Annotated in this window: 24 protein-coding genes; 14 read left to right on the top strand and 10 right to left on the bottom strand. The window is 58.4% G+C overall.

The window, feature by feature from the left end; all coding sequences use genetic code 11:
• Positions 1 to 2: 2 nt before the first annotated feature.
• Together RBB47_RS20315 and RBB47_RS20310 are read right to left on the bottom strand one after the other, a co-directional pair.
• Entirely contained in the window at positions 3 to 788 is a 786-nt protein-coding gene (locus RBB47_RS20315) for an enoyl-CoA hydratase/isomerase family protein (protein WP_305987710.1), read from the bottom strand.
• Complete coding sequence (locus tag RBB47_RS20310) at positions 785 to 1,438, bottom strand: TetR/AcrR family transcriptional regulator (RefSeq protein ID WP_305987709.1); 654 nt, start codon at positions 1,436 to 1,438, stop codon at positions 785 to 787. The genes RBB47_RS20315 and RBB47_RS20310 overlap by 4 nt, the downstream gene beginning before the upstream one ends.
• Before the next feature lie 333 nt (positions 1,439 to 1,771).
• Here RBB47_RS20310 and hemA point away from each other — a divergent pair, with 333 nt between their 5' ends.
• The 10 genes from hemA to RBB47_RS20260 all read left to right on the top strand — a co-directional run bounded on the left by hemA (position 1,772) and on the right by RBB47_RS20260 (position 11,642).
• Positions 1,772 to 2,989: a 5-aminolevulinate synthase gene (gene hemA, locus RBB47_RS20305; RefSeq protein WP_305987708.1), complete on the top strand. Its 1,218-nt coding sequence runs from the start codon at positions 1,772 to 1,774 to the stop codon at positions 2,987 to 2,989.
• Positions 2,990 to 3,109: 120 nt separating this feature from the next.
• Positions 3,110 to 3,865, top strand: a complete 756-nt coding sequence (locus RBB47_RS20300) for a DUF1194 domain-containing protein (protein WP_305987707.1) — start codon at positions 3,110 to 3,112, stop codon at positions 3,863 to 3,865.
• A gap of 143 nt (positions 3,866 to 4,008) precedes the next feature.
• Complete coding sequence (locus RBB47_RS20295; protein WP_305987706.1) at positions 4,009 to 5,262, top strand: sodium:proton antiporter; 1,254 nt, start codon at positions 4,009 to 4,011, stop codon at positions 5,260 to 5,262.
• A 70-nt stretch (positions 5,263 to 5,332) separates the two neighbouring features.
• Positions 5,333 to 6,943: a glutamate synthase-related protein gene (locus RBB47_RS20290; RefSeq protein WP_305987705.1), complete on the top strand. Its 1,611-nt coding sequence runs from the start codon at positions 5,333 to 5,335 to the stop codon at positions 6,941 to 6,943.
• 29 nt (positions 6,944 to 6,972) lie between these two features.
• The gene (locus tag RBB47_RS20285; RefSeq protein ID WP_305987704.1) at positions 6,973 to 8,949 is read left to right on the top strand and encodes a thiamine pyrophosphate-binding protein; all 1,977 of its coding nucleotides are present in this window, start codon (positions 6,973 to 6,975) and stop codon (positions 8,947 to 8,949) included.
• A 213-nt stretch (positions 8,950 to 9,162) separates the two neighbouring features.
• A complete protein-coding gene (locus tag RBB47_RS20280) occupies positions 9,163 to 9,384 on the top strand; it encodes a hypothetical protein (RefSeq protein WP_305987703.1) in 222 nt (73 codons plus the stop codon).
• Complete coding sequence (locus tag RBB47_RS20275) at positions 9,381 to 9,569, top strand: hypothetical protein (RefSeq protein WP_305987702.1); 189 nt, start codon at positions 9,381 to 9,383, stop codon at positions 9,567 to 9,569. The genes RBB47_RS20280 and RBB47_RS20275 overlap by 4 nt, the downstream gene beginning before the upstream one ends.
• The gene (locus RBB47_RS20270; RefSeq protein WP_305987701.1) at positions 9,566 to 10,633 is read left to right on the top strand and encodes a Rieske 2Fe-2S domain-containing protein; all 1,068 of its coding nucleotides are present in this window, start codon (positions 9,566 to 9,568) and stop codon (positions 10,631 to 10,633) included. Before RBB47_RS20275 ends, RBB47_RS20270 begins: the two co-directional genes overlap by 4 nt.
• Positions 10,630 to 11,391 (top strand): hypothetical protein, encoded by a 762-nt coding sequence (locus RBB47_RS20265; protein WP_305987700.1) that lies wholly within the window; start codon positions 10,630 to 10,632, stop codon positions 11,389 to 11,391. Before RBB47_RS20270 ends, RBB47_RS20265 begins: the two co-directional genes overlap by 4 nt.
• Positions 11,388 to 11,642 carry a hypothetical protein gene (locus RBB47_RS20260; RefSeq protein ID WP_305987699.1) on the top strand — a complete coding sequence of 85 codons (255 nt, stop codon included), beginning with the start codon at positions 11,388 to 11,390 and terminating at the stop codon, positions 11,640 to 11,642. The genes RBB47_RS20265 and RBB47_RS20260 overlap by 4 nt, the downstream gene beginning before the upstream one ends.
• Before the next feature lie 56 nt (positions 11,643 to 11,698).
• On the opposite strand, the gene RBB47_RS20255 is transcribed toward RBB47_RS20260, so the two are convergent.
• From RBB47_RS20255 to RBB47_RS20230, 6 genes are all read right to left on the bottom strand, one after another.
• Complete coding sequence (locus tag RBB47_RS20255; RefSeq protein ID WP_305987698.1) at positions 11,699 to 12,493, bottom strand: alpha/beta fold hydrolase; 795 nt, start codon at positions 12,491 to 12,493, stop codon at positions 11,699 to 11,701.
• On the bottom strand, positions 12,490 to 13,551 hold the full coding sequence (locus RBB47_RS20250; protein WP_305987697.1) for a branched-chain amino acid ABC transporter permease: 1,062 nt from the start codon (positions 13,549 to 13,551) through the stop codon (positions 12,490 to 12,492). Before RBB47_RS20250 ends, RBB47_RS20255 begins: the two co-directional genes overlap by 4 nt.
• 10 nt (positions 13,552 to 13,561) lie before the next feature.
• Positions 13,562 to 14,590, bottom strand: a complete 1,029-nt coding sequence (locus RBB47_RS20245) for a branched-chain amino acid ABC transporter permease (RefSeq protein ID WP_305987696.1) — start codon at positions 14,588 to 14,590, stop codon at positions 13,562 to 13,564.
• Complete coding sequence (locus RBB47_RS20240) at positions 14,587 to 15,312, bottom strand: ABC transporter ATP-binding protein (RefSeq protein ID WP_305987695.1); 726 nt, start codon at positions 15,310 to 15,312, stop codon at positions 14,587 to 14,589. Before RBB47_RS20240 ends, RBB47_RS20245 begins: the two co-directional genes overlap by 4 nt.
• The gene (locus RBB47_RS20235) at positions 15,312 to 16,082 is read right to left on the bottom strand and encodes an ABC transporter ATP-binding protein (protein WP_305987694.1); all 771 of its coding nucleotides are present in this window, start codon (positions 16,080 to 16,082) and stop codon (positions 15,312 to 15,314) included. The genes RBB47_RS20240 and RBB47_RS20235 overlap by 1 nt, the downstream gene beginning before the upstream one ends.
• A 131-nt stretch (positions 16,083 to 16,213) precedes the next feature.
• Complete coding sequence (locus RBB47_RS20230) at positions 16,214 to 17,413, bottom strand: substrate-binding domain-containing protein (protein ID WP_305987693.1); 1,200 nt, start codon at positions 17,411 to 17,413, stop codon at positions 16,214 to 16,216.
• 542 nt (positions 17,414 to 17,955) lie between these two features.
• Between RBB47_RS20230 and RBB47_RS20225 the strand changes: the two genes are divergently transcribed.
• On the top strand, positions 17,956 to 20,301 hold the full coding sequence (locus tag RBB47_RS20225; protein WP_305987692.1) for a bifunctional diguanylate cyclase/phosphodiesterase: 2,346 nt from the start codon (positions 17,956 to 17,958) through the stop codon (positions 20,299 to 20,301).
• A gap of 67 nt (positions 20,302 to 20,368) precedes the next feature.
• On the opposite strand, the gene RBB47_RS20220 is transcribed toward RBB47_RS20225, so the two are convergent.
• Positions 20,369 to 21,430 (bottom strand): ABC transporter ATP-binding protein, encoded by a 1,062-nt coding sequence (locus RBB47_RS20220; RefSeq protein WP_305987691.1) that lies wholly within the window; start codon positions 21,428 to 21,430, stop codon positions 20,369 to 20,371.
• Between the two features lie 25 nt (positions 21,431 to 21,455).
• Positions 21,456 to 22,244 (bottom strand): IclR family transcriptional regulator, encoded by a 789-nt coding sequence (locus tag RBB47_RS20215; RefSeq protein ID WP_305987690.1) that lies wholly within the window; start codon positions 22,242 to 22,244, stop codon positions 21,456 to 21,458.
• A gap of 118 nt (positions 22,245 to 22,362) precedes the next feature.
• On the opposite strand from RBB47_RS20215, the gene RBB47_RS20210 reads away from it, so the two are divergent.
• The 3 genes from RBB47_RS20210 to RBB47_RS20200 all read left to right on the top strand — a co-directional run bounded on the left by RBB47_RS20210 (position 22,363) and on the right by RBB47_RS20200 (position 25,475).
• Positions 22,363 to 23,622, top strand: coding sequence for an ABC transporter substrate-binding protein (locus RBB47_RS20210; RefSeq protein WP_305987689.1), 1,260 nt, complete (start codon positions 22,363 to 22,365; stop codon positions 23,620 to 23,622).
• An 85-nt stretch (positions 23,623 to 23,707) separates the two neighbouring features.
• The gene (locus RBB47_RS20205; RefSeq protein ID WP_305987688.1) at positions 23,708 to 24,625 is read left to right on the top strand and encodes a carbohydrate ABC transporter permease; all 918 of its coding nucleotides are present in this window, start codon (positions 23,708 to 23,710) and stop codon (positions 24,623 to 24,625) included.
• 1 nt (position 24,626) lies between these two features.
• A complete protein-coding gene (locus RBB47_RS20200) occupies positions 24,627 to 25,475 on the top strand; it encodes a carbohydrate ABC transporter permease (RefSeq protein ID WP_305987687.1) in 849 nt (282 codons plus the stop codon).
• Positions 25,476 to 25,500: the final 25 nt, after the last annotated feature.

Genomic DNA, 25,500 nt, shown 5'->3' with positions numbered 1-25,500 from the left:
CCTCAGGCGCGTCTTCTTGTAAAGGCCTGCATCCCGGCAAGTGTTTCAGCTCGGGCGATCAGTTGAAGGAACCGGTCCTTTTCCCGATCAAGCCTCAGTTGAACCTGATCGCGCCGCGCTTCGTCCCAGACACCGTTGCGCGTGGCCTGGTGAGTCTGCTTGAACCTGCTGGCCAACCCGCCAACCCAGCCGTCTATGCAGCCAATCAGCTCATCCGTTGGACAGACGGACGAAACCAGTCCAAGTGACAACGCTTCGGACGCTGAAACCCGTTCGTTCAGATACTGTATCTGGAGAGCCTTCGAGGTTCCGACACGCTCCGGCAGGAGCGCAGTCCAGCCGCCATCGGGCCCGAAACCGACGTCCGAATAGTACGGCTGAAGGAATGCCCGTTCGGACATGGCAACCATGTCGGCGGCCAAAACCAAACCTGTCGACCCTCCGGTGACAGGACCGTCGACCGAAGCCAGAACAGGTGCGGGAAAAGCCAACAGATCAAGGATCACCTCGTGCAAGGTCCCGACAAGCAGGTTGGCATAGTCCAAAAGGTCCTCGCGCGAACCGGAATGATCCAAAAACCCGCCAAGATCGCCGCCCGTCGAAAAGCTTGTCCCCCGGCCCGCCAGCACAAGGGCGGCAGGCTCTTCGGCGGCTGCTGTGGCAATCGCCGCTTTCAGATCACTCATCAGGCGCGGCACGAGCGCATTGTGGCGTTCCGGGCGGTTCAGCCAGATCCAGAGCGCATCGTTGCGCCATTCTGTTTCGATCAGGCAGCGGGCATTCGTCACGGTTTGATCCCGTTCTCGATCAGGTCATAGGCGCTCGCGACAAGCTCCGGGATCGGTTTGTCGGACTTGAAGACAACCAGTTGTTCTCCGAGTGCACGGGCGATCCCCATCAGGGCCCACGCCCGTGTGTCCGGGTCACCGGCGGAGATCTGGCCTGCAAGAGCCGCCTCGGTAAGTCCGTCGCGATACCCGTCGGCGAAGGCGCTGTAATAAGCCTGGTAAGCCTCGGGATCGACAAACAGGGCTTCCTGGACGATACGATAGAGATCCGGATGCGCCTGTACGAATTCCAGGAAAGCCTGCAAACCGGCCTTTTCCGCTGCCAGCCTGTCGTCAATACCCTGCGTTGCTTCTGCGATCGAATGGCGGACGAGGCGCCCCATCTCAAGAACCAGTTCCGAAAAAACGTCTTCCTTGGTTTTGAAATAGATATAGAAGGTCCCTTGGGCGACCCCGGCCTCGCTGGTAATATGGCCGATGGAGGCGTCGTTATATCCTTTGGCACCGATCACGCGCTCCGCGGCTGCAAGAATCGCTTTCTTCGTGGCCTCACCCCGGGCGGTCTTTGGCTGGCTTACCGACGGTCTTTGCGGCATCTCCGCATTTCTGGCCGCTCTGATCACATTTGAACTCCAAATATCATGAAACATGAATCAGTATTCATGTTTGCGGAATTAAAGCAATAGGATTATTCAAGCAGCTGATTTTATTGAAACAAAAATCCCGGCCCATAAATGAAATGGACGCGGATCGGGCCTCTGCCGTACAATAAACAGCTCTATGACGTTTGGACGCATCACAGCTGTTTGACCTTGATCAAGGCGATCAGTCTGATTATGCAGTTTTGAATAACTTAAAGGTACACGATATTTTGCCTTGAACAGGTGTGGTACCTGACGCACAAACCGCCGGGATGCGACCTAGGGCGGCTGGGAAAAGAGAGGCGCTGGCCAACAATGCCAGCGGGTGAGAGGACCGGTATCATGGATGTGAATGCGTATCTGGAAGAACGCCTCAGCAAGCTTCATGACAATGGCAATTACCGGATCTTCGCCGATCTCGAACGCCAGGCAGGCAATTTCCCGCGTGCAACCCGCTATCGTGAAGACGGCACCGTCCAGGACGTCACCGTCTGGTGCTCCAACGATTATCTCGGCATGGGCCAGCACGACAAGGTCGTCGGTGCGATGCAGGATGTGATTGCCAAATGCGGCGCAGGAGCCGGCGGTACGCGCAACATCTCCGGCACCAACCATTATCACGTTCTCCTTGAGCGCGAGCTAGCGGATCTGCATGCCAAGGAAGCTGCACTGATCTTCACCTCTGGCTATGTCTCCAACTGGGCGGCGCTCGGCACGCTTGCCTCCCAGGTCCCGGGAATGATCGTTTATTCGGACAGCCTGAACCACGCCTCCATGATCGAAGGCATTCGCCACTCCCGCTGTGAAAAACGGATCTTCAAGCACAACGACTATGAAGATCTCGAGCGCCAGATGGCCGCTGACGATCCGGACGCTCCGAAGATGGTCGCGTTCGAAAGCGTCTATTCTATGGATGGCGACATCGCGCCGATCAAGGAAATCTGCGACGTTGCCGATAAATTCGGCGCACTGACCTATCTCGATGAAGTCCACGCCGTTGGCATGTACGGCCCGCGCGGTGGCGGTGTCGCCGAACGCGAAGGCCTGATGGATCGCCTCACCATCATCGAGGGAACACTCGGAAAAGCCTTCGGCGTCATGGGTGGATACATCACCGGCAGCAAGACTGTGGTGGATTTCGTCCGCTCCTTCGCTTCCGGGTTCATTTTCACCACCGCGCTGCCGCCGGCACTTGCCGCCGGTGCAACCGCGTCGATCAAACATCTGAAGGAAAGCCGCTTTGAGCGCGAGGCACACAAGCAACGTGTTGCCCAGGTGCGCGCAGCACTCGATAAGCGCGGTATTCCGCACATGGAAAACCCGAGCCACATCGTTCCGGTGATGGTGGGCGATGCCAAGAAGTGCAAGTGGATCTCCGACATCCTGCTGGATACCTATGGCGTCTACGTGCAGCCGATCAACTATCCGACGGTTCCGGTCGGCACCGAGCGCCTGCGCTTCACACCGACACCGCTTCATACGGCCGAAGACATCGAACATCTTGCAAACGCGATCAACGATCTTTGGTCGCAATGCGCTCTGGCCCGCGCGGTGGCCTGACGTTCCCCTTCTCCCTCCCGAAGGTAAAACTATCCCGCCCTACAAGGGCGGGTTTCTTTTTCCTTTTCCGCCTGCCGCCCTAGCTACACTCTGGTGCCTGCGGTTTAGGGAGCGGAAGAGATGCGAATTGCCCTTGTTGTTGTCGTCTGGTTTCTGCTTTCGGTGAAACCGTCCGTTTCCGAAGAGCTGGACCTGGAACTTGTCCTGCTTGCAGACGCAACGGGGTCGATCGACGAGGCAGAAATCCGCTTTCAGCGTGCCGGTTATGCCGAGGCGATCACGGATCCGTCAGTGCTGAGCGCGATTGCCAGCAACGCTTACGGCAAGATCGCGGTCACCTATGTCGAATGGGCCGACATGTTTTCTCAGGACGTGGTCGTCGATTGGACCGTGATCGACGGCAAAGCGTCTGCGGAGGCATTTGCGGCGCAACTCGCCGAAGCACCCCGCAAGGCTTACGGCCGCAACGCCATCGGCGCTGCCTTGCTCAAAGGCAAGGAATTGATCGACACGAACGAATTTCAGGGGCTTCGCCGCGTCATCGATCTCTCCGCCGACAGCGCCAACAACTGGAACGGCCCCTCCATCCACGAAGCCCGTGAAACGGTCGTTTCCTCCGGCATCGTCATCAACGGCCTGGCGGTTCTGTGCCGCTACTGTTCCGGCAGGCCGGTCTCCTACGACCTGGAACAGCGCTTCTATGATGAAATCATCGGCGGCCCTGCCGCCTTTGTCGTGACCGCCGACAGTGCGGAGACATTTGCCGATGCGGTCCGCAAGAAACTGATCCTGGAAATCGCGGCCAAACCGGTTGATGCGGAGCGCATCCTGAAGCGTCTCGCTTTGGGCCCCGAGGCCAAAAACGCGGTGCAATAACGCCCCGAACGGGTTCCGCGTTCACAATTTCTCTCCCCCGTAAATTCACGATTGCCACACGGGAGTGTCATCTGCTTATGATTTGAAAGTGCATGAGGCCATTTGCACTTATGTCGCCGTGGGCTTCGGGAGAGAGAACGTATATGGCCACCGGTCTATTGATGCTGGCGATGTTTACGGTCTGCTACACGCTGCTGGCAAAAACCTTATCGAATGGAATTTTAACCGCTCCAATTCTGTTTCTCGGCTTCGGCTACCTGATGGCACAAACAGGCCTGATGCCCTTCGATGAAGCCGAGCACCTGCTTCATATCGTTGCCGAACTGGCATTGATCATCCTGCTCTTTCTGGACGCGGCCCAGATCAATGTGAAAGCCCTGCGGGCGCGCCACCAGTGGCCGTTTCGGATGCTGCTGATCGGTTTGCCGTTGGCGGTGCTTATTGGAACGGCCGCCGCCGCGCCCTTCCTGACGACCTACCCGTTGATCGTCGCAGCCCTTGCTGCCGCGCTTCTGGCGCCAACGGACGCTGCGCTCGGTCAGGCAGTCGTCACGAATGAAGCTGTCCCGGAACGGGTCCGGCGTGCGCTTACTCTTGAAAGCGGTCTGAATGACGGTCTCGCCCTGCCGGTGATCCTGCTGTTTGCGAGCCTGACCGCCGAAGTGATGCATCAGGAAACAACCAATTGGCTGCTTTTCGGTGCGAAACAACTCATTTTCGGACCTCTGGTCGGTGGCATCATGGGACTTGTGGGCGGCTACCTGTTTCTTGCCGCCAAGCGCCGCAAGATGACCTCGGCGACGATTGAAGGCATTGGCGCGATCGCCATGGCGGGTGCAGCCTACCTGTCCGCCGGCATGGTGGACGGGAACGGTTTCATTTCCGCCTTCGTGGCAGGCCTGTTTTTCGGAAACGTCATCAAGGGTCAATGCGCGTTCATCTACGAGTTTACCGAAAGCGAAGGGCAGATGCTCTCTTGGGGTGCCTTTTTCCTCATTGGGCTGGCGCTGCTGCCGGAGGCAATCGCACACCTGGATGCACCGACCCTCGCCATCATCATGATCAGCCTCTTTGTCGTCCGGCCACTGGCCGTGTGGTTGTCGCTCACCGGGACGGATGCGGCTCCGCTCACGAAAGTCTTTTTCGGATGGTTCGGACCGCGCGGACTTGCAACGGCCCTGTTCGCACTTCTGATCGTTGATGAAATTGATCCCGAAATCGGTGAGTACATGCTGATTCTTGCCGTGAACACGGTCTGGATCAGCGCCATCCTTCACGGCGTGACCGCAGTGCCGCTCGCAAAGTGGTACGGTGCCCGAATGTCCGACAACGAGGGCGCGGCCGAAATGGAGGCGGTCCCGCCAATGCGGCCGGAGACGCCTGCCGATCCGCAGTAAACAGATTTTTGAACAAACCATTCAGCCAGGGCTTCGGGGGACACCCGAAGCCGGTAGCCCGGGGGAAGAAATGAAAAAACAAGTTGTTGCAAACCTGAGCAAACTGCCGGACCGCAACCCGCAATACGCCCTTGTCGCCGACGTCGATCTCGTGGTTGTCCGCTTTGATGACGAAGTCTCCGTCTTTTACGGCCGATGCCTGCACCGTGGCGCTCTGATGTCGGACGGATACGTCCAGGGCGACAACCTGATCTGCGGTGTTCATTATTGGGATTATCGCGTCGACACGGGCGTTTCCGAATATAACAACTCCGAAGCCCTGCCCAAGTTCAGCAGTTGGGTTGAAGGGGACGAGATCCTCGTCGATGAAGATGAGATCGCAGCCTGGGCGAAGGAAAATCCGCAGCCTTTCCAGCGCGACCAGTATCTTGGTCTTTATGCCGACACCAGCCACGGCACCGAGGAAGAGCCTTATAACGGCCTGATCCAGCAATATGCGCGCGATGGCCTGTCCAAGACCGGTCATCACGGCAAGGTCGGCGCCATGGGTGTACCGCGCACGCAATTGCCCGACTGGGACGACATACAGATCCTGACAGCGCAGCTTCAGCGCTTTCCCCTGCTCGACGAAGACCCGGTCGGCACCGATGTCGTGATCGGCCCGAATGCGCAAAAACCTCTGCGCCTGAAAATTCCCCTGTTCGTATCGGACATGAGCTATGGCGCTCTTTCCGAGCCTGCCAAGGTTGCTCTCGCCCGCGGTGCGGAGCTTGCCGGAACCGGCATCTGTTCAGGTGAAGGCGGCATGTTGCCGGAAGAACAGGAAGCCAACTCCCGCTACTTTTACGAACTCGCCTCTGCGCGTTTCGGCTTCGACTGGGCCAAGCTTGAGAACGTCCAGGCATTTCACTTCAAGGGGGGCCAAGGCGCCAAGACCGGCACCGGCGGCCACCTTCCCGGGTCGAAGGTCAAGGGCAAGATCGCGGAAGTGCGCGGCCTGGAGGAAGGCACTGATGCCATTTCACCACCGCGCTTTCCGGATTGGACCGATTGTTCCCAGGTCAAGGAGTTTGCCGACGAAGTACGCACGCGCACAGGCGGCATTCCCATTGGCTACAAACTCTCTGCGCAGCACATCGAAAAAGACATCGATGCCGCGCTCGAAGTCGGTGTTGACTACATCATCCTGGACGGTCGCGGCGGCGGCACAGGCGCTGCGCCAATCATTTTCCGCGACAATATCTCCGTGCCGACCATTCCGGCACTGGCACGTGCAAGGCGCCATCTCGACAAGTCCGGTCGGTCCGATGTGTCGCTGGTCATCACCGGCGGTTTGCGCAAGCCTGCCGATTTCGTCAAGGCCATGGCGCTCGGCGCCGATGCGATCGCCGTTTCCAACGCTGCCATGCAGGCCATCGGCTGCATCGCCATGCGGGCCTGCCACACCAACAACTGTCCCGTGGGGATTGCGACGCAAAAACCGCATCTTGTCAGCCGCTTGCAGATCGAGAAGTCGGCGCGGCAACTGACCAATTTCTTCGAGGCGTCGGTCGAACTGATGCAAGTGATGGCGCGGGCCTGCGGATACGCGCATCTGAACCAGTTCAACCCGGATGACCTGACCACCTGGAAGCGGGAAATGTCGGACCTGTCCGGCGTCGCCTATGGCGGCGTTGCCTGATCCAGCCAGACTGTTTTGAGGAGAAAATCATGGACGCTCAATCGCTTGACTGGATCAAGGTCGGCCGTGTCGACGATCTGCCGGAAGGCCGTGTGAAGACCGTCACGGCTCGCACGACCTCGATCTGCCTGTCTCATTTCGATGGCCAATGGGCCGCGATGGACAATCACTGCCCGCACCAGCGCGGTCCGCTGGGAGAAGGCTCCATCGAAAAAGGCACTGACGGCAAGTGCTGGATCCGCTGCCCCTGGCATGGCTGGGACTTCGATCCACTCACTGGCAAGCCTCCGGGTGGTCACGAGGACAGCGGGCAGGAACTCTATCCGCTCAAGATCGAGGGCGGTGAGATCTTCGTCGGTCTTGAACCTGAGCCAGAGCATGAGCGCACGGTGACCGACGTCATGGCGGAGACCATGGTCAACTGGGGCGTCAAACGCATCTTCGGCATGGTCGGTCATTCGAACCTCGGCCTCGCGGATGCGATCCGGCGCCAGGTCAACAAGGGCAACATTGGCTATGTCGGCATCCGCCACGAAGGCGCGGCTGCGTTTGCCGCCTCCGCCTATGGCAAGCTTACCGGAAAGCCTGCCGGTTGCCTGACCATCGCCGGTCCCGGTGCGACCAACCTGATGACGGGCCTTTGGGATGCCAAAGTCGACCGCTCCCCTGTCCTGGCCCTGACCGGGCAGGTGCAGACCCAGGTGTTCGGTCCCGGCGCGTTCCAGGACATCGATCTGAAGTCAGCCTTCGAGGCGGTCGCGCGTTTTTCGCAGCCCGTTCTGACATCGTCCAACCATGCCGAGTTGATGACGCTGGCGCTGAAGACGGCGATTGTTGAGCAGGATGTCGCCAATCTCATTTTTCCCGATGACGTTCAGACCATTCCGAGCGACCAAAACGCCTCCGGACCTGAAGGACGTATCAGCGGAACGTCCATCAGTGCGGGCGAAGAGGACCTCGACCGTGCCCGCACAATGCTGGAAGAGGCCAAACGTCCGATCATCATCATGGGATACGGGGCGCTGCATTCCCGCGAGAAGGTCATCGAACTTGCCGAACACCTCGGTGCGCCGGTCCTGACGACCTTCAAAGGCAAGGGCCTCATTCCGGACAACCATCCAAACGCTGCCGGTGTCCTCGGCCGATCCGGAACGCCGATTGCAAGCTGGCTCATGAACGAGGCCGACCTGATCCTGGCGCTTGGCAGTTCGTTTTCGAACCACACCGGCATTGCGCCTTACAAGCCGATCATCCAGGTCGATTTCGAGCGCATGCAGCTTGGCAAGTTCCATCCGGTCACGCTGCCGATCTGGGGCGAGATCGGTGCATTCTGCGACGCGATCAAACCGCGGATCGAAAAATCGGCTCATGCGGCGTACCAGCTCGCTGAACTGTTCGAGCGCTGGCAGATCTGGCGGGAAGAAAAGGAAACCCGGCTGTCTGAAGACCGGGGCCAGGGCATCCACTCGGCGGCCATTTTCAAGACGCTCACCGAGCTCTGTCCGAACGACGCGATCATTCCGGTCGATGTTGGCAACAACACCTATTCCTTCGGCCGATACTTCGAACCGCACGGCCAGCGTATCCTGATGTCCGGCTATCTCGGCTCGATCGGTTTCAGCTTGCCTGCCGCTCTCGGCGCCTGGTGCGCGACCCAGGACTTCGACGACTACAAGGGCCGCAAGGTGATCTCGATTTCCGGCGACGGCGGGTTCGGTCAATATGCGATGGAGTTCACCACCGCCGTTAAATACGGCATGAACATCACGCACATCCTTCTCAACAATTCGGAACTTGGAAAAATCTCCAAGGAGCAACGGTCCGGCGAATGGCCGGTCTGGGAAACAAATCTCAGCAATCCATCCTTCGCCGCCTTTGCCCGCCTGTGCGGCGGTCATGGTCACCGGGTTACCGATGCGTCCGAATTGAACGATGCCATCGGCGCGGCCATCGCCCATGACGGCCCCTCGCTTGTGGAAATTGTAACGGATGCGGACTTAGTGTGATTTGCGTGATTAGATACCACGGCCTCATCCTGAGGAGGACCGACAGGTCCGTCTCGAAGGATCGACGGAATACGCAGAGCCGGGCGGCCCATCCTTCGTCACAGCGCGTTGCGCTTCTTGAAGGTGAGGCTAGCCAGGGCTGCCGGACACTTTCGATTTCCGCTTTCGCGGGGATGACAGCAAGTATGAACCTCGCGAAACGGAGGCCATCAATTGCAGACTGCGGAATTACTCATTGAACTGGGCCGATATTACCTCATGGCCGGCGGTGTCGTTGCCGCAGTGTTTCTCGTGTTCGGGATTGACAGGGTGGAACCGTCTGCGCGCGGGTCCTATGCCTTCCGACCCTTGCTGATACCGGGCATTTGCCTGATTTGGCCGCTGGTACTCTATCGCTGGTACATTCTTGAGACGTTCGGGGAGGACCGCCGATGAAACGCGCTCACCGCACGGCCCATGCCCGGATCTGGACGGTCCTGGGGATCTTGCTGCCGCTGGCCTTTTTCACCGTGCTTGCGCTCCGTCAGACGCCACCTGCAGACAGACCTGCCATCCTGATAGAGGCGCCCCAGACACAGGCATCTGAAGACGCGGCGACCGGTACGGAGACCTCTCAATGAGTGTGCAATACACACCGGTCATCTGGAACCGGAACAAGATCTTCTACGATGCCGTCCTGCTGATCGCAGTGGCGCTCTATCTCTACATCTACATCCGTGTCGCACCCGGCTATGAGGATGTCACCAAACCGATCGATGGCGCGATCCTGCGCATGCGGGCCTTCGGCAGTTGCGCATTCCTGATGCTGACGATCATCTTGTGTATCGGCCCTCTGGCCCGGCTCGATCGCAGATTTCTGCCGCTGCTCTACAACCGCCGGCACTTCGGTGTGATGACGGCGGGCATCGCGGCCGTTCACGCCAACTATGTGCTGACCTGGTACTTCAATTTTTCTCCGGTCGACCGGTATGTGGCGCTCTTGTCGTCCAACACCAGTTACGGACAGATCCTCGGGTTTCCATTCGAGGCCCTCGGCATCGCGGCGCTTTTGATCCTGTTTGTGCTTGCCGCGACAAGCCATGATTTCTGGCTGAGTTTCCTCGGCGCGCCGATCTGGAAGGCCCTGCACATGTTCATCTACGCAGCCTATGTCTGCGTTGTGCTTCATGTTGCGCTCGGTGCCCTGCAAGGCGCCGGCGATCCGATTTTCACCAGTATCGTGGCAGCATGCGTCGTGCTGGTCTCGGGCCTCCACTTTGCAACGGGCCGGATGGAAGCAAGACGCGACCGCGGAGAGGAGACCGCCAAGGCGTCACTGCAAGAAAAGGGTTGGCTGGTCGCTGGAGAAATTGACGAAATCGACGACGATTGCGCCAAGGTCGTGACCCTTTCCGATGATGAACGGGTGGCCATTTTCAAGTACGAAGGCAAGCTGTCCGCCATCACCAATGCCTGCGCCCACCAGAACGGGCCACTCGGCGAAGGCAAGGTGCTCTGGGGCTGCATTACATGCCCCTGGCACGGTTACCAGTACAACCTGACTGACGGGCGCGCTCCGGCGCCCTTCACGGAGAAAATCTCGACTTACAGGCTCAAGCTGATCGGATCGACCATCCTGCTTGATCCGAACGCGCTGCCACCCGGCACGCATGTGGACCCGGTTATCATTGGAGAAGCGGCATGACTTGGAGACAAACCAAAGACGCGCCGTTTTACGTCGGCTATCTCAACGCGGTTCCGAAACAGCTCGTTGCGTTTCTGGTGGTTTTTTCGGTCTCCTTCGCCGGTGGCCTCGGCATCGCGGCGCTGGCGCTTTCATCCACGCAGAACGATCCGGGTGACGGCGGCTTTCAGTGGGGCAATCGTTTTGAAAATGCCGGCATCATGGAACTTCGGCCCTACCCAGTCCTGCGCGTGCCTGCGGATGGGGAAACGCCGGCCCGGACCTACATGCTCGCCGGTCAGGGCAAGCGCGGCGCCTTTAACCAGGCCGAGACACACGAAAACGGCTCCGTCACGCTGCGCGGTGTTCCAGTCAAGCGCGGGGACCTGACCATGATACAAGTCGGACGCGTTGAAGCCCTGGAAGAAGGTGTGGCCGGGTTCACGCCTGCTGACCCCGTGCCGCTCGGGCGGTGGAAACTGACCGGTGAGATCTGCGACGGCAAGTGCTATGCAGGCGCCATGCGCCCGGGCCAGGGTCTGGCCCACAAGGCCTGTGCCGATCTTTGCCTGACAGGCGGCATCCCGCCGGTATTTGTCTCCTCCGGACCGGTTGAAAATCGCAACTTCTTCTTGATGGCGGACAAGGACGGCAATCTGCTCGGCGACGAAATCAATTCACTGCTTGCGCTTTATGTCGAACTGGAAGGAGACGTCGAACGGCTCGACGATCTCATGGTTTTCAAGGTCGATCTTGCAACAGCGAGGGTTTTGAAATGAGCGAGGAAAAGACCCCGACACCTGCCTGGCAGACCTTTCTGGTTTCGCTTGTGCTCACCGCAGCGCTCGTCGCCGTTTCATACTACGTCTGGACATATGCCAATACCGGCGTCCGCCAATGGGACGTGACCAAGGGCAGCCTTCTGACCGACGTAAGGTTTTTCTTCGGACTGCTGGCCGTGTTTCTGGTTTTGACGGTGCTGGACCGGATCCTCAATTTCGTGAGATCGAAAATCGAGGGTGACCACTGAAAGCCCGGCGGTCTTGCAAGCGCAACGGCCCAGGTGCAGACACTTAGTTGAAGCGACTACCGCTCCAGCAAATTCAATAGCATTTCGTTGAACCGCGCTGCTTCTTCCATGTGCGGTGCGTGGCCGGAACGGTCGAACAGGTGAAGCTGGAAATCTGGAACGTTTTCCGCGTGCCAGCGATGTAGTGCTGACGCGTAGAGTTGGCTCCTTCGTCCTGCCGCCAGATGAAACGGCACAGGAAAATTATGCAGCAACTCTCTAAAGTCCTGCCCGGTCAAAGACGCCCACATGGGCCGGAGCAAGACCGGGTCGGCTTTGACGATTTCCGTTCGCGCGAACTCCCAAAGCTCCGGCTTCGCCGGAAGGTCATCCGCGAACAGCCGCGTGGCAATCATCGCCGGCAGCTTGGGCCAGTCGGGAACAATCGCATCCAGAAAGTGCTGGTTCTGTTCAGCGTCCAGACCATTGCGCGTGCCGTTGCGCCACTCTGCCGTGTTCAGAACTTTCGGCGTCATGTCGATGGCGACCACCAGAGAAACACGTTCCGTTCCAAAACGTTCGATCATGGCATAGGCGACAAGCGCTCCCATGGACCATCCGCAGACCACCGCGTCGGTCAGGTTTCGTTCCGCCAGGGCTGCGTGAAGCGCCACGGCGGCAGCTTCAATCGTCAGCGGCAAGCAGTCACCGGTTTTGCCGTGTCCAGGCAGGTCCGGCACGATACAGCGGGCATATGGGTGAAGGGCTTCGATCTGCCGTTGAAAGAAATGGCCCGGACACGACCACCCGTGGATCAGGACCAGCGGCCGCCCGGTGCCTTCGTCCCGAATATGAAGTCCGACTTCGTTCACGCACGCCCTGCCCGCAGTCTTCCGACGATCCCGCTCGGAAAGAAATAAACCGAGAGGATAAATAGGACGCCGAGCCAGAGCAGCCAGCGTTCTGGCGCAACCAGCGTCGAGACCACCGGAACGGCACTTGTCACCTCCGCGGCAACGCCCATCAGGTTCTGCAGATAGGTCTGCGCCAGAATGAACAACGTTGCCCCCAGCACTGCGCCATAAAGCGTACCCATGCCGCCGATCACGACCATCAATAAAATGTCTATCATGATTTCCATCGACAGCGTGGTCGCCGGTCCGGTGTAGCGCAGCCAGACAGCAAGCAGGGATCCGGCCAGAGCTGCCATGATCGCGGAAAGAACCGTTGCCGTCGTCCGGTACCAGACAACCCTGTAACCGATGGCCTCGGCCCGGAACGCATTATCGCGCACTGCCTTCAGCGTTCGCCCGAACGGTGAATTCACAATCCGGAGCATCAGGAGAAACAAGGCCGCGGACGCGAAGAAAACGAGGTAATAGGCCAGCAATTTGCCGTTGATCCGAACACCCAGGATCTTCTCGTCCACCAGCTTGAAGGCCGGAGTCAGTTCCCGCGGAATCCGGTAGTTCAGTCCGTCCTCGCCCCCGGTGAGCCAAGACATTTGGGACACCAGGACAGCAAATGCGCTTGCAACGGCAAGGGTCACCATCGCAAAGAAGATCGCCTTCACACGCAACGAAAAAAGACCGATGGCAAGCGCAAAGACCGCCGCAACCACAGCACCGGTGGCCGTGCCCCAGATCAGGGACCAGTAGCTTGGACCGGTCGTGCTGAGCGCAAGTGCGGTGCCATAGGCCCCGATGCCGAAAAACATCGTGTGGGCGAAGGAGACGATGCCGGAATACCCGAGCAAAAGATCGTAGCTCGCCACCAGCACAATGAAGATGCAGATCCGGGCAGCCGTCTCGAGCGACTTGGTGCCCGGAAACAGGAACGGTGCAAACGCGAGCGAGATCAGCACGATCAACAGCAACAGGGTAAGGAGCCCGCTGCGCGGGGTGTCGCCGGAGAGAAGTTTGGTCAGCATCAAAGGTCCCTCACTTCGCTTTGACGACAGGGTAAAGGCCCTGCGGCCGCCACATCAGGATCACGACCATCAGCGCGATGGTCGAAATCAAGGCCACCTTCGGCGCCAGAAAGGCGGTGTAATTGGCGAGCAACCCGACCAGCATGGCGCCGATGAAACAACCCTCGACAGACCCGAGGCCGCCGATGATCACCACGATGAAGACCAGCACCATGATTTCCGATCCCATATGGGCGGTGATCGTCTCCTGATAGAGCCCCCACATGACCCCGCCAAAACCGGCGAGTGCCGAGCCTGTCATGAAGACGATCAGAAACAGCCGCCGGATACGGTAGCCGAGCGACTCGACCATCTCTCCGTTTTCGACGCCCGCCCGGACGAGAAGCCCGACCTTTGTGTTCTTCAGGATGTGACCCATGGCCAGGAAGAGCGCGAGGCCGATGCCGACGGCGACAAGCCGGTACTTCTCGATTGCCGCCTCGCCGAACACGATCGACCCCTGGAAGGCCTCGGGCCGCGACAAATGCAGCTCGTCAGGTCCCCAGACGACGTAGATCATCTGCTGGGCAACGATCAGGCCGCCCATGGTCACTAGGATCTGCTTCAGATGCTGCCCATAGACCGGCATGACGATGACCCGTTCAAAAGCGTATCCGAGCAGGCCCGTGACGAGCATTGCTGCAAGGATCGCAACAAGAACGGCGCCAAGATTGAGCATCACGCTCGGCGAAGCTGTCCAGCCGGCAAGCCAGGCCAGAACGGTGAAGCCGACAAAGGCACCGACGGCGACAAAAGCCCCATGACCAAAATTGATCACGTCCATCAGTCCGAAGACCACTGTCAGTCCGGAGGCCATGATGAAGATCATCATGCCCATCGCGAGCCCGGCCACCGTCAGGGTCAGCCAGCTTGCCGGGTTGCCGATCGCAACCAATCCGGCAAGCGCCAGCAACGGCACCAGCAACACCGGCAGTTTCTGAAAGAACTGTTCCTTGAAGGGAACTTTTTCCATCCGCGGTTTGATCGCCGTGTCGCTCATTGATGCGCCTCCAGGCTCAGCCCCATCAGTTTCTCCTGCAAGGTTTCGTCGCCGACGAGTTCGCTCATGGCACCGGAATGAATGATGCGCCCGTCATCCATCACCGCGACCGTGTCGCCGATGGTCGAGGCCATGGCAAAATTCTGTTCCACCAGCAGGATTGTTGTGTCGGTTTCCTTCAACTCGCGCAGTGCATCAGTCATCGCCTTGATGATTGCAGGTGCGAGACCCTTGGTCGGCTCGTCAACCAGGATTAGCCGCCTCGGCTCTATGATCGCGCGGGCAACGGACAGCATCTGCTTCTGACCACCAGAGAGCGTTCCGGCGGAAGCGCCCCAGAATGTGCCGATAGGAGGAAACAGTTCCTTGATCCAGTCGAGACGCTTGGCATCCAGCGGGCCACTTGCTGCCGCGAGCATCATGTTCTCGGCAACGGTCAGATCGGTGAAGATGCCCATATCCTCCGGCACATAGGCAATGCCGCGCCGGGAGATCTCGGGTGTGTCCAGCTTCGTGATCAGATGATTGTCAAAGCGGATCTCGCCCTGGCTCGCGGTCCAAAGCCCCATGATCGTTCTGAGCGTTGTCGTTTTGCCGGCGCCATTGCGTCCGAGCAGCACTGTCACACCGCCTTCCGGCACCGACAGATCAACACCTTGCAGGATATGATAGGGCCCGATCAAGGTGTGAACGCCGGACAGTGTCAGTAGATTGTCTGCCATCAGGCCGCCTCCGGAGCCTTGCCGAGATAGGCTTCCTGGACGACGGGAAGTGCGATCACCTCCGCAGGGTCGCCGTCGGCAACAAGTTCGCCGTTGTGCAGGACGATGATCCGGTCGGCGAGCGAACGGATCACATCCATCTTGTGTTCGACCAGCAGAATGGTGCGATCCATGTCCGCTTTCAGTTTCTGGATCAGCTCCAGGATCACCGGCACTTCGTCGACGCTCATGCCGGCGGTCGGCTCATCGAACATCAGAACCTGGGGGCCCAGTGCAATCAGAAGCGCCACTTCCAGCTTGCGCTGATCGCCATGCGGCAGAGCGGAAACGATCTGGTCCGCTTGATCGATCAGACGGACTTCGGCGAGCACGTGGTCTGCCCGTTCCAGGAGTTCAACATGGCTCTCGGCGATGGAAAAAAGATCAAAGCCCTTGCGCGCCCTCGATTGCGCCACCAGGCGCACATTCTCGCGCACGCTCAAGGTTGGGAACAGGTTCGTGAGCTGAAAGGCCCGCCCTATCCCACGGTCCGTCCGCTCGGGCACCGACATTCTGGTGATGTCTTCTCCGTTGAGCGTGACGCGCCCGCTGCTGGCATGAAGCTGACCGGATATCAGGTTGAAATAGGTCGTTTTTCCGGCACCGTTCGGACCAACGATTGCCGTCAGCGTACCACGGTCGAAACTGCAGGAAACTTGGTCTACCGCAACATGACCGCCGAAGCGGATCGTCAGGTCGCTGGTTACCAGAATGGGATGTTCTTCGGCCACAGCCTGCCATCCTGTTGGTTTGAGGCTTCGGGCATGGACTGCCCGGCCGGTCAGCATTCAGCCGGCCGGGCGATCTTACAGATTTTCCGGAAGAGGTGCGCGCTCACCAACCGTGGCACACACCACCAGGATTACTGATTGCGGATCGGGATGTTCATGTCCTCGATCTTCAGTTCGCGGACCAATTCCGGAATGCCCCATTCCACGTCCGGATCAACCTTGATCTTAAAGTGATACATGGGTTGAAGCGCCTGGTGATCTTCGGCACGGAATACCATCTTGCCCTTCGGCGTCTCGAACTCCATGCCTTCCATCGCAGCGATCAGCTCTTCCGTGTCGGTCGAACCAGCCTTGCGAATGGCGTCGACAATCGCGATGCCCGCGGACATGCCGCCAGCGGTAAAGAAATCAGGCGGTGCATCGAAACGTTTCTGATGCTCGGAAACCAGCCAGTCATTCACCGGATTTTTCGGGATCTCGTAGTAGTAGTAGGTCGCGCCTTCCATGCCCGGCAATTCCTTGTAGGCCTTCATCGCCGCCAGAATGTTGCCGCCGGTCGCGATCTCGACCCCGAACCGCTCCGGCTCCATTGCCTGGATCTTACTGATCGGATTGCCGCCACCTGCCCAGATGACGAACAGGAACTTTCGGCCCGGCTCATCTTTCAGAGCATCGAAGATACGCTGTGCGTTGGCGGTGAAATCCTTGGTATCGGTCGGCGCATATTCCTCAAAGACGAGCTTGGCACCGGTTCCTTCAAGGGCTTCCTTGAAGGCTGCAACACCATCCCGACCGAAAGCATAGTCCTGTGCCAGTGTTGCAATCGAAACCCCTTCCTGGCCGAGCGCCACGGCATTGGCGATCGCGTCCTGGGAGGAGTTGCGTGAGGTGCGGAACACATATCGGTTCCAGTTGGACCCGGTGATGGAATCGGCGACGGCAGGCTCTACAATGAGCAGTTTCTCGTATTCCTCGGCAACCGGCAGCATCGCAAGCGCCACGCCAGAGGAAACGGGCCCGACGGCGATATCGACCTCGTCGTCGCCATAGGCTTCGGCGAGCGCGGCCTTTCCAATGTCGGGCTTGAGCTGCGTATCCTTCTCGATGACCACAATCTTGCGGCCGTCGATTTCCATCGTGCCGTCGGTCGCATATTCAAGTCCCATCATCAGGCCCGTATGGGACTGCTTGGCATAGGCTTCGAACGGGCCGGTCTTGCCGTAGACATGAGCAATCTTGATGTCTTCAGCAAGAGCGCCGGCAGCTCCTGCCACAGCAAGACCCAGGCTTGCCAGAAACGGCACGGCCCGGCGGAAAACGCGTTTGGTCATCATAACTCCTCCCAGTGTGCGCATAAGCGGGGTCGAAGGCCGCCTGCCTTCGCAGCCAGAAAACGCCTTCAATCCGCCCGGCACTGATCCATATATGAAACCTGAATCAGTATTCATGTCAACATCAGAATGCTCTCGGTACGGGGATCGGAATTCACCCCCTCACCGGCTCGCATGCCAAAACTCCATGCGAAACCCCGACGACCGGTATGTCGGATCGCCATGTCGAGGGGCCCTTGAAGTGCCCAGTCGGCGGGAATGCCTGCCTGCAAATCCGGGCAGGAGACTTCATTTGGATGACGGCGCCAGACTTTCGCTGACGGCTAGGCGGCACAAAGGCAACTTTCGATAAGTACTTTCATCGTCGACATGCAACCAGCTGGCGGCGAATTCAACGCATGATGACTTATAGTTTAATTCGTGCGCATTAAAGAAATTTTGAACGAAAATCTTCACGGAATCTGTGAACAGCCGGCTTAATAGTCTTTCAGCTCGATCCCGTTAGATTACGCTGGGGGACCGGATCGGTTGCGGAGTATTCGATGCACTTGCAGAACAACGAAAACACGGACGTTCTTTCAAGAATCCGCAATTTCAATGCTTCTCTCGACGAACTGATGCGCATCTATACGGGTGACAAAAGCACCAGCGCGGAGTTCACGCGTATTGTCACGAAAGAAACCGCAAAACAGCTGCGGGCTCAACGCGTGAGTGCCTGGTCGGTAACGCCCGATAAGAAAGCAATCGACTGTATCGCCCTTTATCTGGCCGATGAAGATCGGCATGTTTCGGATCTCAAACTGTCGGTAGAGGACTTCCCGAAATATTTCGAAGCAGTCCTGACCGAGCGGGTTATCGCGGCAAACGACGCTGATCAGGATCCGCGCACGTCGGAATTTACCGAACATTATTTGAGACCCAATCGCATTCTATCCATGCTCGACGCACAAATCCGGTCTGCCGGGGGCCCTCGCGGCGTCGTTTGTGTTGAAACCGTAGATGTTCGCCGTGAATGGTCACCGGATGAAATCGCGTTTACCGCCTCGATCGCGGAGCTGCTCGGGTTCTCCATGGACCGGGAGGATCGCGGTCAAGTCTCCGGACAACTTGAAGAGATAAATGACAAGCTGTCGCGCGCCGTCGAGGAAGCCCGCGAAGCCAACGAACGCTACGATCTTGCGATCCACGCAGCTTATGACGGAGTTTGGGACCTCGATAACGTCACCGGACGGGTCTATTTCTCCGACCAGAACTTCAAGCTTCTGGGAGAACAATACGACGATCCGCCCTCCGACTTCGAATGGTGGCAGAGCCGGGTTCATCCGGAAGATATCGACGGCGTTCTGGAGTACTATGAAAAGCTCCTCCTGAACGACAGCCCATATAACGTCACCTACCGAATGCGGCACAGGGACGGATCCTGGCGATGGTGGCGCTCGCGCGGAAAGGTCGTCAGGGACTCAACCTCTGCTCCCATTCGGATCGTCGGAACCAATTCCGACGTTACCGATCTGATCGAGACGAAAACCGAGCTTGAGAAGCGGAATCAGGAGCTCTTGAACGCCAAACGGAACGTTGAGCACACTGCGTTGCACGACAGTCTGACCTGCCTGCCTAATCGCAGATACATGGAGCAGGTTTTCACGGAAAAGTTCTGTGAGAATTCGGCGAAAGACGGCACCACCTCTTTTCTGCACATCGATCTCGACCATTTCAAAGACGTAAATGACATGCTCGGCCACGCCGCGGGCGATACGGTCCTGCGCCTGGTTGCGGATCTGCTCCGGGACCTGTCGGAGGAAGGTGATTTCATCGCCCGGATTGGCGGCGATGAATTCGTTGCAATACTTCAGGACAATGCCTCCGCGGAGAGGTCGATTGCATTCAGCGAGCAGCTCATCGCCCAACTCGCGCGCCCCGTCTTTGTCGAAGGCAGTTCGTTCAGCGTCGGGGTCAGCGTCGGCATAGCCTTGCTGGACGAAAGCACACCCGACGCCTCGCAATTGCTCAGGAACGCCGATCACGCGCTTTATCAAGCAAAGCATTCCGGCAAGAACCGGTTCGAGCTTTACAGTGATCAGATGCGCGTTCAGGCCGCCTACGTCCGCCAAACCAAGGAAGAAATTCAACGGGCACTCGAAGAAGACGGGTCCTTCGTTCCTTTCTTTCAGCCTCAGTTTTTTGCCGGAAGCCTCCAGCTGGCCGGGGCGGAAGCCTTGGTGCGGTGGCACCATCCTGTTCGGGGAATTTTAGCACCGGGAGACTTTCTGCAATATGCGGAGGACATGAACTGTGTCGCGGAAATCGACCGGCAAGTCCTGGTAAAGTCCCTATCGGCGGCTGGCATGTGGCGTGATGCAGGGCTCGTGCTTCCGCGGCTGGCGGTGAATGTGTCGTCCGGCCGATTGGCAGATCCCGGATTGCTGCTGTCAATTGCAGGCTTTAAGGACAAAGTCCCTTCTCTTTCGTTTGAGCTGATTGAATCCACCTATCTGGACGACACGAACGAACAGATCCGCCAAACGCTGCGGCAGTTGCGCAACCTCGACGTGGAAATCGAGATCGATGACTTCGGCAGCGGCTACGCATCGATAGCCAGTCTTGTGAACATTCGTCCCAAGCGCCTGAAGATCGACAGGACGCTCACCGCAAATGTCGACAGCGACGCCACAATGAGCAGACTTGTTCAATCGATTGTCGACATTGCGCGGACACTGAACGTCGAGGTCATCGCCGAGGGCGCGGAAACGCAATCGCAAATCGAGGCGTTGACGGCGATCGGCTGCGATATTCTGCAAGGTTTTGGCCTTGCGCGGCCAATGTCTGCCGACATGTTCCTGGAAACATTCTCCGTTCAAAACCCGATTGCAGCGCCTGGCCGGACCTAGGTCACAGACCCAAAAATGAAACAGATGCCCGCGCAGTCTCAGACCCAGCGACGCGAGCCATCTGACTTCACCGCAAGCGCTCTTCCGTCTCAGCATCGAAGAACATGGCCGAGGACGGATCGAATGTAATCTGGACGTGGCCATCGGAGACCGGTGCATCCTCGCCCTTGGTCTCGGCAATGATGCGCTCGCCCGTCGGACAAATCAGGTAGGAATAGGCAACACCGCCGAGTTGTTCACACAGATCGACTGTCGCGCCTTCGGAGCTTTCGGCTATCTTCAGGTGTTGAGGCCGAAGACCCACGAGCACTTTCTTTCCCTTGTCAGGCAAAGAGACGGAAGTGGGCACGGTCATGTCGCCGAAGGCCGGCACGTGGACGCCTCCTTCGGCAGCAACGCCTTCAATGAAATTCATGCTCGGTGAACCGATGAACCCGGCTACGAACTTGTTGTCGGGATCGGAGTAAAGCTGCATCGGCGAACCGACCTGTTCGATCTTGCCGGCGCGCAGCACCACGATCTTGTCCGCCAGCGTCATCGCCTCGACCTGGTCGTGGGTGACGTAGATCATGGTTGCGCCGATGTCCTTGTGGAGCCGGGCGATCTCAACGCGCATGTCGACACGAAGCTCTGCGTCGAGGTTGGAGAGCGGCTCGTCGAAAAGAAACACTTCCGGTCCCCGAACGATCGCGCGACCGATGGCAACACGCTGACGCTGGCCGCCGGAAAGGGCTTTCGGTTTACGCTTCAGGTACGGGTCGAGCTTCAGGATCCGGCTGGCTTCACCCACTTTCTCGGCGATCTCCGCCTTCGGGTGGCCGTTCATCTTCAGCCCGAAGCCCATATTCTCTTCAACCGACATATGCGGATAGAGCGCATAGGTCTGGAACACCATCGCGACGCCCCGCTCGGAAGGGTCAAGCCTGGTGACGTCCCGCCCGCCGATCTGAATTTGCCCGGTGGTTGTTTCCTCAAGCCCGGCGATCATGCGCAGCAGCGTAGACTTGCCACAGCCGGACGGACCGACAAAAACACAGAATTCGCCATGGTCGATCTGAAGGTCCACGCCGTGGATCACTTGCAAGTCGGCATATTTCTTCACGGCTTTGGTCAGAGTGACGCCAGACATTTATTTTCTTCTCCCTTAAATTTTCTCAGGCAGGGAACTGCCAATCCTCCACGGCAGCCGCAATTTCGGAGGCCGTCTTCAAAAGCACGGGGCGCACTTCAGACAACTTTTCCAGTGTCTTGCGGGACGTTGATGTTGTGACGGAAAGCGCACCGATCGGCCGTCCTTTGGAAGACAGCACCGGAGCAGCGATGCAAACGATTCCAGGTTCATGCTCCTCCCGGTCGAACGCCACGCCTTCCTTGCGTATGTCTTCCAGATCCGCCCTCAGCGCATCCTCACTCGCCAGCGTCGAAGGCGTGTACCGGTAGAACGACTGCTTCTTGATCGCTTCATCGAGGTCGGCCGGCTCCAGAAATGCCAGCAAAGCCTTGCCGACACCGGTACAATAACCAGGGCCGATCTTTCCGGCCTGGGAATACATGTCGATGGGATTGATGGCGTTTCGTTTGTCCACGTAAAGGACCTGGCCGCCATCCAGCTGCGCCAGGTGAACAGTCTCGCCAACGGCTTCGGCAAGCGTTCTGACAAACGGGCGCGCGATTGGCGCTATGGAACTCTGGCGCCAGGCAGCGTGGGCGAGGCGAACGAGGCGGATCCCGAGTGAATAGGTCTGCTGGTTTTCGTCATAGGCCAGCATGCCCTGGCTCACCAGCGTCTGCAGCAGACGGTAGAGCGTCGCCTTGGGATGAACGCTGTCGGACAACAGCTCGGTAAACCGGACGGGCCGCCCGACCGCCGCGACCTTGTCGAGCACGTCGAGCGCTTTGCCGACGGTCCCGTCGCTGCTCGTCGGGCTCGCCTGTTTGTTCATATTTTCCTCCATCGGCCCGTTTCTTTGCGCCGAACCTGTTGACAACTTAACCTGATCGCCGCAAAGTATCAATATACAAAACTAAGTTTCACATAATGGAACCAAAAGGGAGGACACCATGCGTTCCATGTTGAAGACGTCCGCTGCGGCTTTTGCCATTCTGGCAGCCTCAATGGGCTCTGCATCTGCTGAAGGCCTAACCGGCGAACTTAAAATCTTCCTCGACACATCCAACCCGGCGCCACGGGCCACGATGGAACAGATGATTTCGCAGTTTCAGGAAAAGAACCCTGATCTCGAGATCGAAACCACTGTGATCGACCGCGAAGCCTACAAGACCCAGATCCGCAACTTCCTGACCGCGAATGCACCGGACGTTGCCACCTGGTATGCGGCCAACCGCATGCGTCCTTACGTCGAGGCTGGTCTCTTTGAAGACGTGTCCGACCTGTGGGCGGAGCCGGCAATCGCGGAGAACCTGGCATCGACCAAGGGTGCCATGACCATTGACGGCAAACAGTGGGGCGTTCCCTACACCTACTATCAGTGGGGCGTTTACTACCGCAAAGACATCTTCGACGAACTGGGTCTGAGCGAGCCGACGACCTGGGAAGAAGAAAAGGCCAACTGCCAGAAGATCATCGATGCCGGCAAGAAGTGCTACACGATCGGCACCAAGTTCCTCTGGACCGCAGGTGGCTGGTTCGACTATCTGAACATGCGCACCAACGGCTTCGACTTCCACATGGACCTGCTCACCGGCAAGGCGTCTTGGCAGTCGGATGAAGTCCGCAAGACATTCGCCAACTGGCGCGAGCTCATCGACATGGGCGCGTTCATTGACAACCACCAGACGTATAGCTGGCAGGAAGCTCTTCCGTTCATGGTTCAGGGCGACGCTGCAGCCTATCTGATGGGCAACTTTGCCGTGGCACCGCTGCGCGATGCCGGCCTCACCGATGATCAACTCGACTTCTACCAGTTCGTCGAGATCACTCCAGGCATCGAGAAGGCTGAAGACGCACCGACGGACACGTTCCACATTCCGGCAAATGCCCAGAACAAGGAAGCGGCTCGCGAGTTCCTGAGGTTTGTGGTGTCTCCGGACGTCCAGACGCAGATCAACAACGGTCAGAACCTTGGCCAGTTGCCGGTCAATGCCCAGTCTTCCGTCGATGACGACAAGTTCCTCGTGGAAGGCTTCGAGATGCTCTCCAGCAACTCACCGGGCGGCGTTGCGCAGTTCTTCGACCGCGATGCCCCTGCCGAAATGGCGAAAGTCGCCATGGAAGGTCTGCAGGAGTTCATGGTCAAGCCGGATAATCTCGACAACATTCTGGCTCGCCTCGATCGCGCTCGCGAGCGCATCTACAAGTAGTTCCGCAACCAACGGAACTGGACAGGGTGCTTCGGCATCCTGTCCCCCTTAACTGGTCCCAGTAGCCAATCCTGAAGAGGCAAACATGGCCCAAGCGTCCGTTGCCCAAGACCACCAGAGCTCGTGGTGGCACCGAAACCAGCAACAACTCACACCGTGGCTGTTTCTGGCTCCAGGTATGCTGTTTTTCCTGTTTTACGTGATCTTCCCGATCTTCCAGTCCTTCAACCTGTCGCTCTACGAATGGGACGGTCTCGGACAGGCGGAGTATGTCGGTCTGTACAACTACGAAGAACTCTACTGGGATGAAGCATTCTATACGTCGTTGAAAAACAACGTTATCTGGCTGTTTCTCTATCTGCTCGCCATTCCGGCCGGTCTGTTCATCGCACTGTTCCTGAACCAGACGGTGACGGGTATCCGGCTCTATAAGTCGCTGTTTTTCTTCCCGTTCGTGATTTCGCAGGTTGTCGTCGGACTTGTCTTCACATGGTTCTACGATCCGACCTTCGGCATCCTCAATGTGCTGCTCGGGTCGGTCGGCTTACCCCCTGTGAACGTTCTGGGTGACGAGAACTGGGTAACGGTCGGCATTATTGTCGCCGGCCTCTGGCCGCAGACCGCCTATTGCATGATCCTCTACCTGACCGGCCTGAACGCCGTCGATCCGGAACAGATCGAAGCCGGCCGCCTGGACGGTGCCAAGGGCTGGAAGATGCTTTGGTACATCATTGTGCCGCAGTTGCGCCCGGCAACATTCATCGCTTTCGTTGTGACCATCATTGGTGCGCTGCGCTCGTTCGACCTGATTTCGGTGATGACCAATGGCGGCCCGTTCGGCGCAAGCCGCGTCCTCAGCTTCTACATGTTTGAGGTTGCGCTCTCCGAATACGGTTTCCGCATGGGATATGGCGCGGCGATCGCCGTGGTGCTGTTCCTGATCATGCTGGCCTTCATCGCCTACTTCCTGTGGTCGATGTACAAAGAAGAAAAGGCGCGCTGACATGTTTCCGACACCGATCGAACGCACGTCCCGCTCCTGGCAGGTGACCTATCAGTCGCTTTTGCCGCTCGCGCTGATCCTGTGGCTGCTGCCGCTCATCGCGGTCGCCATCTTCTCGGTCAAACCGGATTCTGATTTCGCCAACGCGAACTATTGGGGCTGGCCGTCCGAATTCAAGGGGTTCACCAACTACTGGCTGGTATTCACGGCATCCGACATGCCGCAGTATCTGTTGAATTCGTTCAAGATCACGATACCGACGGTGATCGGAGCAGTTGCCCTTTCCTGCATGACCGGGTTTGCTCTGGGCATCTACAAGTTCAAGGCAAACATTTGGATCTTCTTCATGTTTGTCGCCGGCAACTTCGTGCCGTTCCAGATCCTGATGGTACCCGTCCGCGACCTCACCCTGCAGCTTGGCCTCTACAACACAATCACCGGCCTGGTTCTGTTCCACGTCGCATTCCAGACCGGCTTCTGTACGCTGTTCATGCGTAACTTCATCCGCGCCCTGCCCTTTGAGCTGATTGAAGCTGCGCGCGTGGAGGGGATCTCCGAATGGCGGATCTTCTGGTTCGTGGTTCTTCCGCTCATGAAGCCGGCAATCGCCGCGCTCGCCGTCCTCATGTTCACGTTCATCTGGAACGACTATTTCTGGGCGATCGTTCTGACACAGGGCGTGGAAAGCCAGCCGGTCACCGCCGGGATCACCTCCTTCAACGCACAATATCGCGCCGCTTATCACCTGATGAGCGCGGGCTCCATTGTTGCGGCCCTGCCCCCGGTCGCCATGTTCTTTTTGATGCAACGGCACTTCATCGCCGGCCTGACACTCGGGGCTGTTAAATGACCGTCCATATCGGGGGCGGTCTGGA

It is taken from the genome of Roseibium sp. MMSF_3544 (assembly GCF_030732845.1).
In the GTDB taxonomy this organism is placed as follows: domain Bacteria; phylum Pseudomonadota; class Alphaproteobacteria; order Rhizobiales; family Stappiaceae; genus Roseibium.
The sequence above is the reverse complement of the archived record's forward strand: the minus strand, read 5'-3'. Positions and strand labels throughout refer to the sequence as shown.